This window comes from Rhizobium sp. C4 (genome assembly GCF_021026315.1).
GTDB lineage: Bacteria > Pseudomonadota > Alphaproteobacteria > Rhizobiales > Rhizobiaceae > Ensifer_A.
Map to the genome: position 1 here is coordinate 620557 of NZ_JAJNCX010000001.1, position 17878 is coordinate 638434.

Annotated in this window: 19 protein-coding genes; 8 read left to right on the forward strand and 11 right to left on the reverse strand. The window is 63.2% G+C overall.

Annotation, left to right across the window (positions count from 1 at the left end; genetic code table 11):
- Positions 1–9: 9 nt before the first annotated feature.
- The 4 genes from LQK84_RS03115 to sthA form a co-directional block, all read right to left on the reverse strand.
- Entirely contained in the window at positions 10–2916 is a 2907-nt protein-coding gene (locus tag LQK84_RS03115) for a DUF2339 domain-containing protein (protein ID WP_230827140.1), read from the reverse strand.
- Positions 2917–2977: 61 nt separating this feature from the next.
- The gene (locus tag LQK84_RS03120) at positions 2978–3469 is read right to left on the reverse strand and encodes a PaaI family thioesterase (protein ID WP_230827141.1); all 492 of its coding nucleotides are present in this window, start codon (positions 3467–3469) and stop codon (positions 2978–2980) included.
- Positions 3466–4221, reverse strand: a complete 756-nt coding sequence (gene recO / locus LQK84_RS03125; RefSeq protein WP_230827287.1) for a DNA repair protein RecO — start codon at positions 4219–4221, stop codon at positions 3466–3468. The genes LQK84_RS03120 and recO overlap by 4 nt, the downstream gene beginning before the upstream one ends.
- 1145 nt (positions 4222–5366) lie before the next feature.
- Entirely contained in the window at positions 5367–6797 is a 1431-nt protein-coding gene (gene sthA, locus LQK84_RS03130) for a Si-specific NAD(P)(+) transhydrogenase (protein WP_230827143.1), read from the reverse strand.
- 282 nt (positions 6798–7079) lie between these two features.
- Here sthA and LQK84_RS03135 point away from each other — a divergent pair, with 282 nt between their 5' ends.
- Both LQK84_RS03135 and LQK84_RS03140 read left to right on the forward strand, forming a co-directional pair.
- Entirely contained in the window at positions 7080–7865 is a 786-nt protein-coding gene (locus LQK84_RS03135; protein ID WP_230827145.1) for a hypothetical protein, read from the forward strand.
- A 114-nt stretch (positions 7866–7979) separates the two neighbouring features.
- Positions 7980–8321, forward strand: coding sequence for a hypothetical protein (locus LQK84_RS03140; RefSeq protein ID WP_230827146.1), 342 nt, complete (start codon positions 7980–7982; stop codon positions 8319–8321).
- Positions 8322–8446: 125 nt separating this feature from the next.
- On the opposite strand, the gene LQK84_RS03145 is transcribed toward LQK84_RS03140, so the two are convergent.
- Positions 8447–10771: a Tex family protein gene (locus LQK84_RS03145; protein WP_230827148.1), complete on the reverse strand. Its 2325-nt coding sequence runs from the start codon at positions 10769–10771 to the stop codon at positions 8447–8449.
- 168 nt (positions 10772–10939) lie between these two features.
- Between LQK84_RS03145 and LQK84_RS03150 the strand changes: the two genes are divergently transcribed.
- Positions 10940–11338 (forward strand): DUF1236 domain-containing protein, encoded by a 399-nt coding sequence (locus LQK84_RS03150; protein WP_230827150.1) that lies wholly within the window; start codon positions 10940–10942, stop codon positions 11336–11338.
- An 85-nt stretch (positions 11339–11423) separates the two neighbouring features.
- Here LQK84_RS03150 and LQK84_RS03155 read toward each other — a convergent pair whose 3' ends face one another.
- Positions 11424–11729, reverse strand: coding sequence for an MmcQ/YjbR family DNA-binding protein (locus LQK84_RS03155; protein WP_230827152.1), 306 nt, complete (start codon positions 11727–11729; stop codon positions 11424–11426).
- A gap of 151 nt (positions 11730–11880) precedes the next feature.
- Here LQK84_RS03155 and LQK84_RS03160 point away from each other — a divergent pair, with 151 nt between their 5' ends.
- The 5 genes from LQK84_RS03160 to LQK84_RS03180 are packed head-to-tail and all read left to right on the forward strand — an operon-like array spanning position 11881 to position 14169.
- Positions 11881–12465, forward strand: a complete 585-nt coding sequence (locus LQK84_RS03160) for a TetR/AcrR family transcriptional regulator (protein ID WP_230827154.1) — start codon at positions 11881–11883, stop codon at positions 12463–12465.
- Entirely contained in the window at positions 12465–12752 is a 288-nt protein-coding gene (locus tag LQK84_RS03165) for a YciI family protein (protein ID WP_230827156.1), read from the forward strand. Before LQK84_RS03160 ends, LQK84_RS03165 begins: the two co-directional genes overlap by 1 nt.
- Before the next feature lie 51 nt (positions 12753–12803).
- Positions 12804–13301, forward strand: coding sequence for a YchJ family protein (locus tag LQK84_RS03170; RefSeq protein WP_230827158.1), 498 nt, complete (start codon positions 12804–12806; stop codon positions 13299–13301).
- A gap of 49 nt (positions 13302–13350) precedes the next feature.
- Positions 13351–13665 carry a type II toxin-antitoxin system TacA family antitoxin gene (locus tag LQK84_RS03175; protein ID WP_230827160.1) on the forward strand — a complete coding sequence of 105 codons (315 nt, stop codon included), beginning with the start codon at positions 13351–13353 and terminating at the stop codon, positions 13663–13665.
- A gap of 57 nt (positions 13666–13722) precedes the next feature.
- Positions 13723–14169, forward strand: coding sequence for a GNAT family N-acetyltransferase (locus LQK84_RS03180; protein WP_330166392.1), 447 nt, complete (start codon positions 13723–13725; stop codon positions 14167–14169).
- Positions 14170–14178: 9 nt separating this feature from the next.
- On the opposite strand, the gene era is transcribed toward LQK84_RS03180, so the two are convergent.
- The 5 genes from era to LQK84_RS03205 form a co-directional block, all read right to left on the reverse strand.
- Positions 14179–15099, reverse strand: coding sequence for a GTPase Era (gene era, locus LQK84_RS03185; RefSeq protein ID WP_230827163.1), 921 nt, complete (start codon positions 15097–15099; stop codon positions 14179–14181).
- A gap of 36 nt (positions 15100–15135) precedes the next feature.
- Positions 15136–15825 carry a ribonuclease III gene (gene rnc / locus LQK84_RS03190; protein ID WP_230827165.1) on the reverse strand — a complete coding sequence of 230 codons (690 nt, stop codon included), beginning with the start codon at positions 15823–15825 and terminating at the stop codon, positions 15136–15138.
- A complete protein-coding gene (gene lepB, locus LQK84_RS03195; RefSeq protein WP_230827168.1) occupies positions 15825–16565 on the reverse strand; it encodes a signal peptidase I in 741 nt (246 codons plus the stop codon). The genes rnc and lepB overlap by 1 nt, the downstream gene beginning before the upstream one ends.
- 153 nt (positions 16566–16718) lie before the next feature.
- Positions 16719–17135, reverse strand: coding sequence for a holo-ACP synthase (gene acpS, locus LQK84_RS03200; RefSeq protein ID WP_230827170.1), 417 nt, complete (start codon positions 17133–17135; stop codon positions 16719–16721).
- Between the two features lie 16 nt (positions 17136–17151).
- Entirely contained in the window at positions 17152–17688 is a 537-nt protein-coding gene (locus LQK84_RS03205; protein WP_230827172.1) for a DUF2062 domain-containing protein, read from the reverse strand.
- Positions 17689–17878 lie beyond the last annotated feature (190 nt).

Consider the following 17878-nt stretch of genomic DNA (forward strand, 5'->3'; position numbering starts at 1 on the left):
TGAGGGGTGTCAGGAAGAGGTATCGCCCGGCGCCTCCGCTGACAACCCGGTTTCTTGGCCGATTTCTGGGCCGCCTTCCTGGCCGGTCTCCGGCCCGTTTCCGACAGCCGGCTTTTCCATGGTCCGCAGCACCTTCTGATAGAAGAGCCCGATGCCGATCAGCACCGCGCCGAGCCCGATGAATGAGGCTGCACGGAAGATGCCTTCGAGGTTCGACATGTCGATGAGGAAGACCTTGAGCACCGAGGCGAAGACCAGCACGGCAGACGCCAGACGCAGGCTCTTCGCCTGGAAGCGCGAGCCGGCGACCAGCAGCCCGACACCAAGGATCAGCCAGACGACGGAATAGGCATACATTTCGCCCTGTTCGAAGCCCTTCCAGTCAGCAAGCCCGGGCCCCTGCCACAGCCGGCGGACGGAAAGCGTCACCCAGGCAAAGGCCATGACCGCGCCCCCGGCAGCAAGGCCGTAGACATAAGGCTCCGGCCGCTTGCCGCGCGCATAGTAAGCCAGCCCGAAATAACCGAGCGCCGGCAGGAGATAGCCGAGCAGCAGCAGGTTGAAGAAGGGCCATTCGCCGGTGAGCTCGCCGGTAAAGTAAGGGTTCAGCGTCATCAGATGCGCGAAGAGTGCCGACAGAAGCGAGATCGTGCCGACGATCATCGAGCCTGCCCTGAAGACCGGCGACGGGCTCTTCATGTCGAGCGTCATCAGCACGGCCGAACCGCCAACGGCGATCAGCGTATAGATCGACTGTTCGCCGAGCGTCGGATCGTTGCCGGCCAGCGACCCGCCATTCAGCGCATGGCGCGTCAGGATCGCCACCGTCATCAGGCCGAGAAGGCTGGCGAGCGCCTGCAGGAAATTGCGCGCCCGGATCGAAGGTCCGTCCTTGATCATATAGGCGCCGAGACCGGCCAGCAGGGCCGGAATGCCATAGCCCGGCAGAAGCTGGTTGAAGAAGGGCGTCTTCGACAGCGTCATGTCGCCGACAAGGCTTGGTTGCCAGGCGATGCGGGCGAGCACGACAACGCCGGCAAGGCCCATCATCCAGGTGAGCGCCGGCCAGGGCTTGATGCGCGACGCCATGAGATAGGCGAAGCCGGCAACGGCGACGAGGATCGTTGTGACGACCGAATGCACCAGCGTGTGCAGCACCAGCACGACGCTCAGATAGGAGCCTGTGACGAGGCCGCCGATGACGGCATCGCGCCAGCGCATCCCGTCCATGCGCTTTTCCACCCAGACGGCGAGCGCGAGGAACAGAGCCGCATAGCCGATGCCGGTGCCGCCATGTTTCAGGTCGAATGTGAAATTGCCGAATTCGAGGAAGCTCAGCATGGCGAGCGTCAACGGCACGAACCACATGAGATGCGACCACATGACCGCATAGGCAGGCTGGCTACGACCATGGCGGTGAAGCGCCAGCACGCCAAGCGCGGCAAACGCGAGGCCCAGCCCGAGAAGCGGGCCGACAAGGCTGTCGCCGAGAATCGCAACCGGCGGCATCTCGCCGCTTGCCAGCAGGCCCATGCCGCTGAAGGCATCGCCCGTTGCGGCATTGAGGCTGCCGATGAGGGCAGCGACAAGCCCGCCCAGGGCAAAGAGAAGGCCGGAGGAGCGCCATGCGCCGACAGCCGCGATCGACACGCACAGCACGCCAAATTCGATCATCTCCATGGTCGAAATGCCGTCGAGACCGCCAAAGACCATGAGCCCCGCTGCTGCGGCAAGCGCGGCCAAAACGCCGGTGAAGCGCACCCAGCGATGCGGGACGCGCGGCAGCGCTTCCTCCCGCCAGACGCGGAAGGTCGAGGGCCTTGCCTGCGGGGCGCCAGCCGGATCGGCGGGTGCCTGCTCGGCAAGGTCTTCTTCCGTCACTTGCGTCTCGCCATCGCCTGCGGGCCAGAGCAGCGCCAGACCCGCCATCATCGCGGCAACGGAAAGCACCATGGCCCAGACGCCGAAGGGCGGGACATGCGCCATGAAGAGGACGTACCAGAATAGCATTGCCGTATTCGCGAGCGCCGGCACGGCGTTCCAGCGGCGGATTCGCGCGGTCGCAATCGTCGCGAACCAGGCGATCGTCAGGTAGGCGAAGAGGCTCCAGGCATTGGGGTCATCGCTGCCGATCAGGGCCGGCGTGATCATGGCAGCAAGCAGGCCAAGGCCCGCCAGCGCCTGACCATGCAGGAGCGAAAGTCCGACCGTCACCAGTGCCACGATGGCCAGCAGAATGAAGGCCGTCGTCGGGCCGAGATAGTCATAGAACCCATAGGCCGCGTAGATCGCGCCGAAGAGCGTGACCGAGCCGGCCGCCGTCAGGGCACCGGGCACGAGAGCGTGCTTCAGCGCCGGCAGGTCGAGCGGGCTCTCGCGACGGCGCACCCATTCGCCAAGCGTCATCAGAACGAGGCCGAAAAGGGCTGCCATGGTGAGGCGCACGGCGGGGCTGATCAGCCCCTGCTCGATCGAATATTTGACCATGAAAATGCCGCCGAGCGCCAGCGCCAGACCACCGACCCAGACGGGCCAGCGCGCGCCGATCATGCTTTCGAGGCTCTGCTGCGGCTTGGGCGCGGCGGGGATTGCTTTGGCGGCTGCGGCAGCGGCAGCGATAACGGCCGGCTCTTCGGAGACGGCATCCTGCGGCGCATGAACGGCCATTTCGACCGGCTCGAAGGGCTTTTCCACATGCACCGGAGGGGCATCGACCGTGTAGGGCTCGGCGGGCATGTCCAGCGTTTCCAGGGGCCGCGGCATCTCTGGCTCGGCGACGACCGGAGTTGCAACGGCCGCCAGCGGACGAGCCTCAAGATCCCGCACCCGATTTTCCAGCTTGGAAATCCGCGTCTCCGCGCGCCGGAGCAGGACGATGGCGCCAAGCGCCAGAACGAGCGACAAAAATTCGAACATCGGTATCCTCCGGGCGTCATGCCCGTTGCCGCCATCCTTTGGGGATGGGCCTGTTGCCTTCTTAGCGCATCAGGTTTGCGATTGGGAAGATGGCGCAGGTCTCCGTCCCATGCGCAAGCAATCTGCCATTGCCGTCGCGGAGATAGCCTTCCGCCGTCGCCAGCGTCCGGCCACGGTGGAGAATGCGCGCCTCGCAGGCCACCTCGCCCATGCCGGCCGTCAGCGGGCGGACGATATTCACCTTGAATTCGGCGGTCGTGTAGCCCTCGCCGGGCTTCAGCATCGACATGACGACGCAGCCGAGCGCCGAATCAAGGATCGTCGCCGTCCAGCCGCCATGCACCGCGCCCATCGGGTTGAGGTGATCGGCGGTGGGCACGCCGCGAAACTCGATCTGCCCTTCCTCCACCGCCGACAGTCTGAAATTCAGCACCCGGGCTATGGGGGCTGCCGGAAACTCTCCGGAGAGAATTTTCTGCAGCGTCTCCAGTCCGCTCAGCTTTGCCACTTCGGCCATGAGCATGGGCGCGAAGGCGCGTTCAGGCTCGGTCATGCGGAAACTTCCCTTTCGTGCGCGCGTCTCAGCGCCTTCAGCGCCGCCTCGCGCAGGCCATCGCGCGCCTCGGTCATCTTCAGGCCACGGGGTTCGTAGACATGGCGTTCGAGGAAGTAGGCCGTGAGGCTGAAGGCATCGACCAGACTGTCCGCCGTCGCCGCCTTGCGGCTCTCTTCCCCGAGAAAGGTCGGCAGCCGCAACATCCGGTCGGCATAGGGCTCGCCCGCCACCCGGCTCACCGCCCGGCCCGATTTCGGCGAGACATAGGCGAGATCGTGCCGCGCGCCGGTCGCCGCGCATTCCGTCAGATCGATGCCGAAGCCGAGATCGTTGAGCACGGCCAGCTCGAAGCGGATGTAGAGTTCGCAGGCGTCCAGCGGTTCGTCGAAATGATCGAGAATGACGTTCAGCGCCTCGAAGAGATGCGGATGCGGATCGCGCTCGGGCAACAGGCGAAGCAGCGCCGCCATCGCCTGCACGCCATAGATGGAGACAGCACTTTCCATCAGCGCCGCCGCGCGACTGCGGACCGGCTCCAGCCTGAATTCGCCGAGATGCTCTTCAAGCCGCGCCCGCCACGTCACCTCGACGAGGTTCCCTGGCTGCAGCACCGGCTGCATCATCTTCGACCGCCCGGAACGCACGATCCCCATATGCCGCCCCCGCGCGCGTGTCATCACCTCCGCAATCACGGAGCTCTCTCCATGCTTGCGGGTTCCCAAGATGACTGCTTCGTCGGTCCATTGCATGGGGTGGTTATAGCGGGGCGCGGTGGGGTGGGGAAGTGCTGGATGAGCGCGACGCACTCCCATCTCCCCCTTGGTGGGGGAGAAAGCGATTTCAACATTTAGCGCAGCTAAGTGTTAAAAATCGCAAGTGAGGGGGTCGACGGCGGGGACAAAAACGCCCCCTCGCCTGGAAAATCTAGCACTTAGCCTTTGGCTAAGATGCTGATTTTCCTTCCTCTCCCACAAGGGGCGAGGATAACCCGGCTTTTCTGTTTTCCCCGCTCTCCTACATTTCCGTTATCCTACAGTTCTCCCGCCACCGGATGGACCAGCGACGACTGGCCCAGGCGGGAGGAGAGCTTGATGATGTTCTCCGTAACGTGCGGTGAATGTCATGAGGGGACGCGGGCGGCGGCAGGTGAAACAACACCTGACGAAACGTTTCCCCCGATGGGCCGCGAATGGCTCGGCGGCTTGGCTGCGCCAAAGAACCCGTCTGCCTCCGCAGACGGCTTAGCGAGGCGGCCCGCGTTTGAGGATCAGGATCGGATGAGGTCCTGCCTTGCAGATCTCGACGGGTCGCGCTGGCGCTCCGCCGTATTTTTAAACTACCCATCAGGGCGGCGCGTCGGCGTGGCTCTCCGGAAGCCGATGTCCAGAGACAAGGGCGGAGGCGACAAAACCGGAGGATAACTCGGGGAAGGTTTTTTCCGGGGCTTTTGGCGCGCCTAACAATGAGACCTCACCCTGAGGTGCCTGCGCAACGCGCAGGCCTCGAAGGGTCCGTGCCACACACTCAGGGGGCACCTGCCACAATCGCATCCTTCGAGGCCGCCCGGCGGGCGGCACCTCAGGATGAGGGTGGAGCAAGCGGCACGCCACCAATCTCCCCCCTTGCGGGGGAGATGTCACGAAGTGACAGAGGGGGGTGTGGCGAGGCAGGACGCTCGATCCTTCGAGGCCGCCCTGTGGGCGGCACCTCAGGATGAGGGTGGAGCAAGCGGCACGAGGCCAATCTCCCCCCTTGCGGGGGAGATGCCAGCGAAGCTGACAGAGGTGGGTGCCACAGGCGAGAACGTAGATGGAAGCAGAATATGACGCACCATACCCCCCTCTGCCCTGCCGGGCATCTCCCCCGCAAGGGGGGAGATTGGCAAGCGGCACCCTCACCCCACCGGCTGCGGAACGACGTCTGCGTCCTTCTTCAACTCACCCATGCGGTTCCAGGCGTCGAGGCCGGCGATCTTGTAGGCCTCTGCCAGCGTCGGATAATTGAACGTGTTCTCGACGAAATATTCGACCGTGCCTTTGAGGTTCAGCACGGCCTGGCCGATATGGATGAGTTCGGTGGCGCCCTCGCCGACGATATGGGCGCCGAGCAGGCGGCGGGTCTTGAGGGAGAAGATCATCTTCAGCATGCCGGTGTCGAGGCCCATGATGTGGCCGCGCGAGGTCTCGCGGAAATGGGCGATGCCGCATTCGTAAGGGATGCCGCGTTGCTGGACTTCCTCTTCCGTCAGGCCGCAGGTGGAGATTTCCGGCACGGCATAGATGCCATAGGGGAAATAGTGCGGCGGGTCGTTGGCGGGGGCGCCGACGGCGTGGCGGGCGGCGATGCGGCCCTGTTCCATCGAGGTCGAGGCAAGCGAGGGGAAGCCGACGACGTCGCCGGCGGCATAGATGCCGGGCACCGAGGTCTGGAACGTCTCCTGATCGACCTTGATGCGGCCGCGATTGTCCGGCTCGATGCCGATGGCGGCGAGGTTCAGCGTATCGGTCGCGCCCATGCGGCCGGCGGCGAAGAGGACCATGTCGGCGGTCAGCGTGCGGCCGGTCTTGAGCGTCACGCGACACTTGCCGCTGTCGTCCTTCTCGATCCTGTCGACCGGCTGGCCGAAGAGCAGCTTCATGTTGCGGTCACGCAGCTGATAGGTGAAGTCCTGCAGGATCTCCTTGTCGATGAAATCGAGCATGGTGTCGCGCGGCTCGATCAGCGTGACATTGGTGTCGAGCGCCGAAAAGATCGTCGCATATTCGACGCCGATGACGCCCGCACCGATGACGATCATGGAACGCGGCACATGCTTGATCTCGAGGATTTCGTCGCTGTCGATGATGCTGTCGTGGTCGAAGGGGATGTAATCCGGCCGGAAGGGGCGCGTGCCGACGGCCAGCAGAACCGAGGCCGTGGTGACGCGCAACTGCTCGCCATCTTCCTTGACGACTTCCAGCGTGTTGCGGTCGATGAAGCTCGCCTTGCCGCGCATCTGCTGGACGCGGTTGCGGGCGAACTGGTGTTCGAGCACGTCAACTTCATGATCGAGCGTGATCAGCAGGCGGCGGCGCAGGTCGTCCGCGCTGATCTCCTGCTTGACGCGGTAGGAGCGGCCATAGAAGCCGCGCTCGCGCCAGCCGCTGAGGTTCAGCGCCGTCTCGCGCATGGTCTTGGAGGGGATGGTGCCCGTGTGGACGGATACGCCGCCGACGCGGGTGCCCTTCTCGATGACGAGAACCCTCTTCTCGAGCTTGGCAGCCTGGATGGCGGCGCGGCGGCCCGCAGGCCCGCTGCCGACGACGACGAGATCATACTGAAACATGCATTTTCCCCTGATGCTCGGGACTCGCATTCGATGGTGCAATGCAACATGAAGAGAACCGAAGTTTCAACAGTGTGACAGATGGAAATGTCAAATTTCTCTCCTCTTGAACAAAACGCCGCGATGATGCAGAGATTAAGGCGTCCAGCTCCAGTCTACAGGCTCTCGCAGCGCTATGAATTGCAACAGTTTTCAGCCCATACGTCCGGGTCGCGCCTCATGCTGACTACGGAAATTATCTCAGCACATCCCGATCGTCTGCCAATCCTGCGGCAGCAAGCCGTGTCCTTCCTGACCGTCGAGAGAAGCTCGCCCCGTGTGGCGGGCATTTTCGGCACGCAGCAGCGCTATCTTCTGGCGCAGCTGGCCTCTGCCATGCTATTTCGCAGCAAGGACGGGACGCTGCATCTCAGCCGCTTCCTCGAAGCCGTTGTTGCCCACCGCATCGCCAGCCGCAACACGGCGCATGACTTCATCCGCGAAATGGAGAAATACGGCGTCATTCGGCCCAATCTCGCCCGGGACGACAAGCGGTCGCGACCGCTGAAGCTCGTGGAGGAAACCGTCGGCCTGCTCGGCGTCTGGGTCGCCATCCATCTGAGAACGCTGGATGCCTTCGACAACGGCTCGCGGGCGGCGACCTTCGCCGAAACGCCCGGAATGCTGGCGCAGCTGCACCCCGCCATCGTCGAGCGCATCCTGCAATCGCAGCGCTCGACCAGCCCGGACGGGACATTCTCTCTGTTCACCTGGATGAACGACGGGGGCCTGGTGATGGACAAGATGATCGCCACGATCACCGATTTCTCGCCGCAGGACGGTCGCATCGTCACCGGCATCGGCTCGCTCGACGAGATCGCCTCGGCGCTGCGCGTCACCAAAACCCACCTGTCGCGCAAGATGGCGGTGGCGGAACGCGAGGGCAGCCTTGGATGGACCGGCAAGCGCGGCACATCCTTGCTCTGGCTCTCTCCGGGCTTCCTCGAGGAATATGTGGCATATCAGGCTGACAAGCTCGGCCGGGTCGAAGAGGCCTATGCCTCGCTGACGGTCGCCGTTCCCGCCTGAGAATTTCGTGGATTATCCCAAAAATGATCCAACATGGCCTGCCCATCTTGTGGCAGAAAGTTGGCCGTGGGCGGCTGGAGTCTGGACAACTGGGCCGCTAGCGGAGCTGAGACGATGAGGACGATCCTATGCGTTGCGGTCGCCGCACTGGCGGCTGCCACTACCCTGGCGCATGCCAGCAATTATGCATTTCGCCTGCACAACCGGGCTCAGAATTACACGATCAACGGGTTCTACACCTATCAGGAAGGGCAGTGGAGCGACAATTGGCTGAAGGACGGCGCGCGCATCCGTCCTGGCGATATCGTCGAGATGGACTGGTTCAGCAACAAGGGTGACTGCGTCGTGCCGTTCCGCGTCAGCTGGGACAATTACGGCGCAGACGACTTCAAGGTCGACTGGTGCCAGCACCCGAAGAATATCTACATGGAAAACAAGGGTTTCAGCTGGGATTGATCCCAACCCATTGCGCGAAGACATTTTCAGAACGTAACGTCACGGATGAAAATCCGTGCAATTTCAAAATGACTTTGGGAGCGCGCCGCAGACCTGGGGGACTGCGGCGCGCTTCTGATTCATGACTACTTGCGGCGCATGGCCTCCGCGAGTTTGGCGGCCAGCGCGCCCTGCCCTTGCGCTTCCTGCTTCGGCGCGGCACTCATCGGGCGGTTGCCGGGGCGGGCATTGCGGTCGTCGCGCGGGGCGGGCCTGGCGTCACGCTCGCCGCCGCCATCCTTGCGCATGGTCAGCCCGATGCGCTTGCGCTTCACATCCACTTCCGTCACCCGCACCTTGACGACATCGCCGACCTTCACGACCTCGTTCGGGTCCTTCACGAAACGGTCGGCGAGCTGCGAGACATGGACGAGGCCGTCCTGATGCACGCCGATATCGACGAAGGCGCCGAAGGCGGCGACATTCGTCACCGTGCCTTCGAGCAGCATGCCGACCTTGAGGTCGCTCATCTCCTCGACGCCATCGGCGAAGGTCGCGGTCTTGAATTCCGGGCGCGGGTCGCGGCCGGGCTTCTCAAGCTCAGCAAGGATGTCCTTGACGGTGGGCAGGCCGAAACGCTCGTCGACGAAGAGCTTCGGATCGAGCTTCTTCAGCGCGGCACTGTCGCCCATCAGGGCGCGCAGGTCACGGCCGCAGGCGGCAACAATCTTCTTGGCGACGCCATAGGCTTCAGGGTGAACGGACGAGGCATCCAACGGCTCGTCGGCACCGGGGATGCGCAGGAAGCCGGCGCATTGCTCGAAGGTGCGCTGGCCGAGACGGGAGACCTTCAGCAGCTCCTTGCGGCTTCTGAACGCGCCGACCTCGTTGCGATGAAGCACGATGGCTTCGGCAATCGACGGCCCGAGGCCCGACACGCGGGCAAGCAGCGGCACGGAGGCGGTGTTCAAGTCAACGCCGACGGCATTCACGGCGTCTTCAACGACAGCATCCAGCGAGCGGGCAAGCCGCGACTGGTCGACATCGTGCTGATACTGCCCGACGCCGATGGACTTGGGCTCGATCTTGACGAGTTCGGCGAGCGGGTCCTGCAGGCGGCGGGCGATGGAGACGGCGCCGCGCAGCGACACGTCGAGTTCCGGGAATTCCTTCGCCGCCGTCTCGGAGGCCGAATAGACGGAGGCGCCGGCCTCCGAGACAACGACCTTCTGGGGCTTGGCGCCTTGCAACGTATTGATGACTTCGGCGGCGAGCTTCTCGGTCTCGCGGCTGGCCGTGCCGTTGCCGATGGCGATGAGCTCGATCTTGTGCTTGCGGATGAGGCTGGCCAGCGTCGCCATCGCGCCGGTAATGTCGTTCCTCGGCTGGAACGGATAGACGGTCGCGGTCTCCAGGAGCTTGCCGGTGGCGTCGACTGCGGCGACCTTGACGCCGGTGCGGATGCCGGGATCGAGGCCGAGCGTTGCCTTGCCGCCGGCGGGGGCTGCGAGCAGCAGATCCTTGAGATTGCGGGCGAAGACGCGGATCGCCTCTTCCTCGGCGCGTTCGCGCAGGTCCCGCATCAGGTCGAGCGAGAGCGACGAGGAGAGCTTGACGCGCCAGCACCAGCCGGCAACCTCCATCAGCCATTGATCGGCGGGGCCGCTCGAACCGATGCCGAATTCGTTGGCGATCATGCGGTGGGCGGGCTTCACCGGCGACGTGTCGTCAGCATCGACATCGATGGAAAGCGTCAGCACTTCCTCGTTCCAGCCGCGCAGCATGGCAAGCGCCCGGTGCGAGGGGACATTGGTCCAGCGCTCATCATGGGTGAAATAGTCGGAGAACTTGGCGCCCGCCTCTTCCTTGCCGGTGACGACACGGGCCCGCAGGAAGGACTTCTCCTTCATGTGATTGCGCAAACGCCCGACAAGGGCGGCATTCTCGCTCATCGTCTCGGCGACGATATCACGTGCGCCTTCGAGCGCCGCCTTCGCATCCGGCACGTCATCCTTGATGTAGCTGGCGGCGAGCGCCTGCGGGTCGGCGCGGCGGTCGGCCCAGATGGCATCGGCCAGCGGCTGGAGACCGCGTTCGCGGGCGATCTCGGCCTTGGTGCGGCGCTTGGGCTTGTAGGGGAGATAGATGTCTTCCAGCTCGGCCTTCGTCGTCGCCTTGGCGAGCGAGGCGGCCAGAGCATCCGTCATCTTGCCCTGCGAGGTGATCGAGTCGGCAATCGAGGCGCGGCGGGCTTCCATCTCGCGCAAGTAAGTCAGCCGTTCGGCAAGATTGCGCAGCTGGGTGTCATCGAGGCCGCCGGTCACTTCCTTGCGGTAGCGGGCGATGAAGGGAACCGTTGCACCCTCATCCAGCAGACCGACGGCGGCCTTCACCTGATCCGGCCGGGCATTGATCTCGGCAGCGATGACGAGGGCGATACGGGCGGCAACCTGAGCTTCGACTTGCGACATGGGGGCACTTCCTTCGGCATGCAATACGAGGCCCTGATTTAGGCGTTGCCGCGCCGAAATGCCAATCCGGAATGGGCCAATTCACAGGCGAGCACCGGCCACGGGCGGAACAAGTGGCCGCGTCCCGACGTTGGGAGGCTGTCTTGGAAAACCCGAAAGGATGAACCGATGAAAAAGTCTCTGCTGATCTTCTGCACCATCGTGGCGCCGCTTGCAGCCGTGCCCGCTCTTGCCAATGAGAGCACCGTTACCGGCGCTGCCGGTGGTGCCGTGACGGGCGCCATCGTCGGCGGCCCGGTGGGTGCCGCCGTGGGTGGCGTGGTCGGCGCCATTGCCGGCACGGCCCTCAATCCGCCGCCGCGCGAAGTCGTGACCTATGTCCGCGAGCAGCCGGTGCGTGCAACGCCGGTGATCATCCGCGAGGAGGTCCGCGTGGGCAGCAGGCTGCCGCGTGAAGTGGTTCTCGCCCCCATCCCGGACCGCCCGGAATATGCCTATGCGGTGGTGAACAAGGAACGCGTGATCGTTGACCCCGAGACCTACGTCGTAGTAGGCGTCGTCAACTAGTGGCTCGCGTTCCGGCGACGGCGGGCGAGGAGCAACGCCGTCGCTTTCTTCAATAGTCTGATCATCCGATTATCAACTATTACTGCTATTGATGCAGTTCCCAGGCGCGCTCCAGCGCCTCGCGCAGCTCCTCTTCCGTCACCGCAGCCAGAACCACCGTCGTCGCGCCCTTGTCGCCCCACTTGTTGGGCAGCGGAATGAAGGCATCCGGCCGCGCCGCGCAAAACCGCGTCTGGTCGCTCGGTCCATACATGAGGTTCGCCGTCAGCCGATCGGGCGCCAGCGTCGCGTAGATCCGGCGAACGCGATAAGCCGTGCGATCGACATGCGGCCGCGCCTCCGTTCCGGGCAGAGACAATGCAATGCGTTCGAAATCCTTGTCCGTTGCCATCCCGAATTCCTCCTCCAAGCCCGAAGGGTCGTTCGTGGTGCGCGCCAAGTCAAGCCGGTCCACGGCTGGGCTTGACACCATAGGACAGTCGTCCTAATTGTCGATTTAGGACGACTGTCCTACTGATATTCAAAAACATCTGGACGCCGCCATGCCTGAAGCCTCAACCCATGACCACATCGTGGCCGCCGCCGATGACCTCTTTTATCGCCGGGGTTTCGACGCGACGTCCTTTGCCGACATTGCCGCTGCCGTCTCTATCTCGCGCGGCAATTTCTATTATCATTTCAAGACGAAAGACGAGATTCTCGATGCGGTGATTCATCGCCGCCTCGGCAAGACGCGCGCCATGCTCGCCGCCTGGGAAGACGATGGCGCGGACCCGAAGGCGCGCATTATCAGCTTCATCGAAATCCTCATCCGCAACCGCGCCGACATCATGGCGCATGGCTGCCCGGTCGGCACGCTCTGCGCTGAGCTGGCCAAACTCGACCACGCAGCGAAGGCGGATGCGGCGAAGCTCTTCACCCTCTTCCGCGAATGGCTGGCCCGGCAATTCACCGCACTCGGCCACGCCGTCGAGGCAGACAGCCATGCGATGTATCTTCTGGCCATGAGCCAGGGCGTGGCGTCGCTTGCCACTGCGTTTCGCGACGAAGCCTTCATCCGACAGGAAGTCAGCCGCATGCGCGACTGGCTCGAAACCCTCCCTACCCTTGAAACTGGAGTTCATTGATGTTCGTCGTCACGCTGAAATTCGCCGAAAACCGCGCCGCTGCCGCAGGTCTCATGCAGGCGCATAATGACTGGATCAGGCGCGGTTTCGAGGACGGCGTCTTCCTCACCGTGGGTAGCCTGCAACCCGGCCTTGGCGGCGCGGTGATCGCCCACGGCGTGGCGCGCGACGCGCTTGAGGCACGGATTGCGGAAGACCCGTTTGTCGCCGAGAAGGTCGTCAGCGCGGATATTCTCGAGATCTCCCCTGCCCGCACCGATGCGCGGCTGGCGTTTCTGATGAACTGAGAGGGCGAGCCAGGATGAGCGCTTGGAAGGGCCGGCGTCCTGAACTATGAGTTGGCCTTCGATCCAGACAAGGCCAACATCATGATCCCCTGCCCCTGCGGCTCCGGCAAACTCACCCCCGCCTGCTGCGGCCCCATCCTGGCCGGCAAGCCGGCACCGACGGCCGAGGCGCTGATGCGCTCGCGCTACACGGCCTATGCGACCGGGCGGCTCGACTATATCGAGGCGACATGTGCGGGGCCTGCGGCCAAGGCCTTCGACCGCCAGGAAGCAGAACGCTCCGGGCTCGGCACCGAATGGCTCGGCCTGACGATCACCGGGCGCGAGGCGGGACTGGAAAGCGACGAGACCGGCAAGGTCAGCTTCACCTTCCGCGTCCGCCAGAACGTTCAGGACGGTTCGGCCAGCGAAGTCTCCCTCTTCCGCAAGATCAGCGGGCGCTGGCTCTATTGGGATCGGGAAGACAAGGCAAAGCCCGGTCGCGTGGGGCGGAACGACCCGTGTCCGTGCGGTTCGGGGAAGAAGTTCAAGGCGTGCCACGGGGCTTGAACAAGCCGATCGTATTGACGATGTGTATACGAAGATCTATATTTCGCGCATGAAGACGCTCTCTCTGACCCCTGATGCCGACGAGAACACTCCCCTTTCCAGCAACAAGGGGACAATCAATCTGCGCATCGAAAAACAGACCCGCGATCTTATCGATGAAGCGGCAGCGGCGCTCGGCAAGACGCGCACCGAGTTCATGGTCGATAGCGCACGTCGGGAAGCGATAGATGTTCTTCTTGATCAGCGCCTTTTCATTCTGAATGACGCAGATTTCGAAGTGTTTTCTGAAGCGCTCAACCAGCCTCGGGAGCCTGACCCGAAGCTTCGTGCGCTGATGAACCGACGGCCCGCGTGGGACCGCTGAATGCGGCGTCTCTCAGCGCCTCAGCCTATTCGACCTGAACATGATTGCGATGATTTCGTGTGCGGCGAACCGGCTCTCGATGACTGGCTTCGTTATCGTGCGCTGAAAAATGAAAGTCGTTTCTCGCGCACTTACGTCGTCCTCGATGGCGATATCGTTGTCGGCTACTACAGCCTTTCGTCAGGTGGCGTGGCAAGAGCGCTGGCGCCGGGGAAGCTGCGCCGGAATGCGCCGGACACGATCCCGGTCGCCATCATTGCGCGGCTGGCGATCGATCAGCGCCATGCCGGTCAAGGGCTTGGCTCGGATCTGCTAATGGATGCGCTTCGTCGCTGCACCCTTGCATCGAAGGCGATCGGGATAGCCGCCGTCATGATTCACGCCAAAAGCGACGCAGCGCGCCGCTTTTACCTGAAGCAAGCCAGCTTCATCGAATATCCGGCAGATAGCCGGATATTATACCTGGAAATCGATACGGTGTTGGCGGCGCTCTCCGCCGGCTGACACCCTGCCCTATTTCGAGAAATCCAGCCCCATTTCGCGGTAACGCTCCGGATCATCCGACCAGTTTTCGCGCACCTTCACGAAGAGGAAGAGGTGGACGGGCTGTTCGAGGATGGCGGAGATTTCCTTGCGGGCGGCGGTGGAGATAGCCTTGATCGCGTCCCCGCCCTTGCCGAGCGTGATCTTCTTCTGGCTGTCGCGCTCGACATAGATGACCTGTTCGATGCGCACGGAGCCGTCCTTGCGCTCTTCCCACTTCTCGGTCTCGACGTGAGACGAATAGGGAAGTTCCTGATGCAGGCGCAGGAAGAGCTTTTCGCGGGTGATTTCGGCGGCGAGCTGGCGCATCGGGAGATCGGAAATCTGGTCTTCCGGATAGTACCAGGGGCCTGCCGGCAGTTCCTTGGCGAGATAGTCCAGCAGGTCGTCACAGCCGGAGCCGGTCGTGGCCGAGATCATGAAGGTGCGCTCGAAGCCGATCTTTTCGTTGGCGTCGGCGGCGAGCTTCAAGAGGTCTTCGTGCTTGACGCGGTCGATCTTGTTGAGCGCCAGAAGCTTCGGCTGGTGGACCTCTTTCAGGCCTTCCAGAATGGTTTCGACATCGCCCTTGAGGCCGCGTTCGCTGTCGATGATGAGGAGAATATAGTCGGCATCCTTGGCGCCGCCCCAGGCGGTTGTGACCATGGCTCGGTCGAGCCGGCGGCGCGGCTTGAAGATGCCGGGCGTGTCCATGAAGACGATCTGCGCATTGTCATGGATGGCGATGCCGCGCACGATGGCGCGCGTCGTCTGCACCTTGTGGCTGACGATCGACACCTTGGCCCCGACAAGGCGGTTCACCAGGGTAGACTTGCCCGCATTGGTCGCGCCGATCAACGCCACGAAGCCGGAATGGGTTTCGGCGGGTGCGGCCGCCTCAAGGTCAGTCATCAGATTTGTTCCAATTCAGAGAAATTCAAAAGAGTTCTACTTCCAGATGCCTTCGCGTTCCAGAAGTTTCGTCGCGGCGACCTGTTCGGCCGTGCGTTTGGAGCGTTCGACGCCGGTTTCGGGCGCAATGCCCTTCACTTCGACGACGACGGTGAAGCGCGGATCGTGGTCGGGACCGGAGCGGTCGACCACCTTGTAGACAGGCGTCACCTGGAAACGGGCATGCGCCCATTCCTGCAGCTCGGTCTTGGCGTCGCGCTTGGCGGCTCCAGCCTTGGTGGCGCGCTCGGTCCAGTTGGCGAGCACGAAGCGGCGCGCGGCTTCCAGCCCGCCATCGAGATAGAGCGCGGCAATGAGGCTTTCCACGACATCGGCGCGCACATTCAGCATGCGGCTACCCGTCACCTTCTTCACGTCGGCGCCGGTGCGGATATATTTGTGCAGTTCGAGACTGTCAGCAACCTCGGCGCAGGTGGCGGCCGAAACCAGCTGGTTCAAGCGGACGGAGAGCTCGCCCTCGTCCGCATCGGTAAAGCTGGTGAACAGGAGTTCGGCAACGCAGAGGCCGAGAACGCGGTCGCCCAGGAATTCCAGCCGCTCGTAATTCGTGCCCTTGGAGGTGCGGGAGCTGGAATGCGTGACAGCGCGTTCCAGCCGTTCCTTGGCGCGGAATTCGTGGCCGATCAACTTTTCAAGCGCGGCGCGTTCGTCCGGCCTCAGCGACATCAATCGACGCCCTTGAACAGGCGGTTCCAGCGCATGTTCGTCGGCCATTTCCAGACTTCGGAGAAGGCGGTGTCATTGCCGAGCGAGAAGAAGATCAGCGAGGCCTTGCCGACAAGGTTCTCGGCCGGCACATAGCCGACGTCGAAGCGGCTGTCGGCGGAGTTGTCGCGGTTGTCGCCCATCATGAAATAGTGGCCGGCCGGCACGATGAATTCGCGCGTGTTGTCGCCGAGCGTATCGGGGCTTTCGTCCAGCGTGTCATAGGTCACGCCATTGGGCAGCGTTTCGCGGAAGACGGGGATGTTCTGGCCCGGGTCCTTCGAGTAGTCGGAATCGAACGAACCGTCGGCCACCTTCGGCACCGGCTGGCCGTTGACGTAAAGCACGCCGCCCTTCATCTGGATGCGGTCGCCCGGCAGGCCGACGCAGCGCTTGATGTAGTCGATGGAGGGGTTCGGCGGGAAGCGGAAGACGACGATGTCGCCGCGCTTGGGATCGGAGCCGAAGATGCGGCCGTTGAAGAGATCCGGAGAGAAGGGCAGCGAATATTTCGAATAGCCATACGAGAACTTGTTGACGAAGATATAGTCGCCCACGAGCAGGGTCGGCATCATCGAGCCTGAGGGAATGGTGAAAGGCTGGACGAGAACAGTGCGGATGAGGCCGGCAAGGATCAACGCCTGGATGACGACCTTGACCGTTTCCCAGAAGGAGTTCTCGGGTTTGACTTTCTCAGACACGTTGCTCATTTCCTTATAGCGCCTCTCTCTGGCGATGCCGTGCAGCCACTGAGGCCGGATTGATCCGGCCATTCGGCGTGTCGGATTGTCTAACCGCTTCTGATCCGGGCGGCAAGCGTCTTCAAAGTCGCGTGTTTGCGGGGTTCAAGCCTGTCAGATTTCCGAGGATTGCGGCAAAGGCAGGGCTTCCAGGATTACAAATGCCTGAGCCAGCGGAAAATCGTCCGTGATGGTGAGATGAACGACCGCATAATGCCCCGCCGGCGTCATCGCCGCCAGCCTTTCGGCGGCTCCATTGGTCAGTGCCATGGTGGGCTTGCCGCTCGGCAGGTTGACGACGCCCATGTCGCGCCAGAAGACGCCCTGCGCAAGCCCCGTGCCGAGCGCCTTGGAACAGGCCTCCTTGGCGGCGAAGCGCTTGGCGTAAGACGCAGCGCGCTCCTTGCGGCGGTCTGATTTGGCGCGCTCCACCTCGGTGAAGCAGCGATGGGTGAAGCGGTCGCCGAAGCGCTCGATGGATTTCTCGACGCGGCGTATGTCGATGAGGTCGCTGCCAATGCCGATGATCATGCGCCTGTCCTACGTATCAACGTGCCATGAGCCGCGACTGTCGCCGCGCCCGGATGATGGTCACGGCCTGGACCATGACGAAATAGCCGACAAGACCACCAGCGATGCCCAGCGGAATGGAACCGAGCAGCAGCGGCTTGAGGATCGGCGCCCAAAGCTCGCTCAAGGACAGCTTGTGAATCAGTTCGTGCAGATGGATCGTTCCCATCGACTTGGCCTTGGAGCCGAGGATCATCTGCCCGGTCTCCCAGGCAGCCGCCCAGATGAACGGATAGGTGAACGGGTTGCCGACGAGAATCGTGCTGGCAACGCCTGCAATCATGTTGCCGCCCAATGCCCAGGCGAGCGCTGCAGCCAGCGCCATGTGAACACCGACCAGCGGCAGGAAGGCCGAGAAGATGCCCACCGCGACACCGATTCCGATGGCATGCGGCGTTGCGCGAATACGCACGAACTTCAGAAGCTGATAGCGCATCGAGCGACTGAAAGTCATGCGCTTGCGCGGATGGCTTTCGCTCGGTTCAAGCGTCAGTTCGGAAATCTTATGTTTCATGGCACCGGATATATGACTTGGTGATTTCAAGCACAATGGCAAAGGCAATCGACACCGGGAAGAGACTGCGCCGCATGCCTCACGGCTGAGCCGGATGCATGGCCGAGGCGCCCTGCCCGGAGGAGCCGCCGCAATCTTGCGCAACAGGCGCGCATTCGCAACGGGTCTTTCAGACGAACTCGAAGATGTC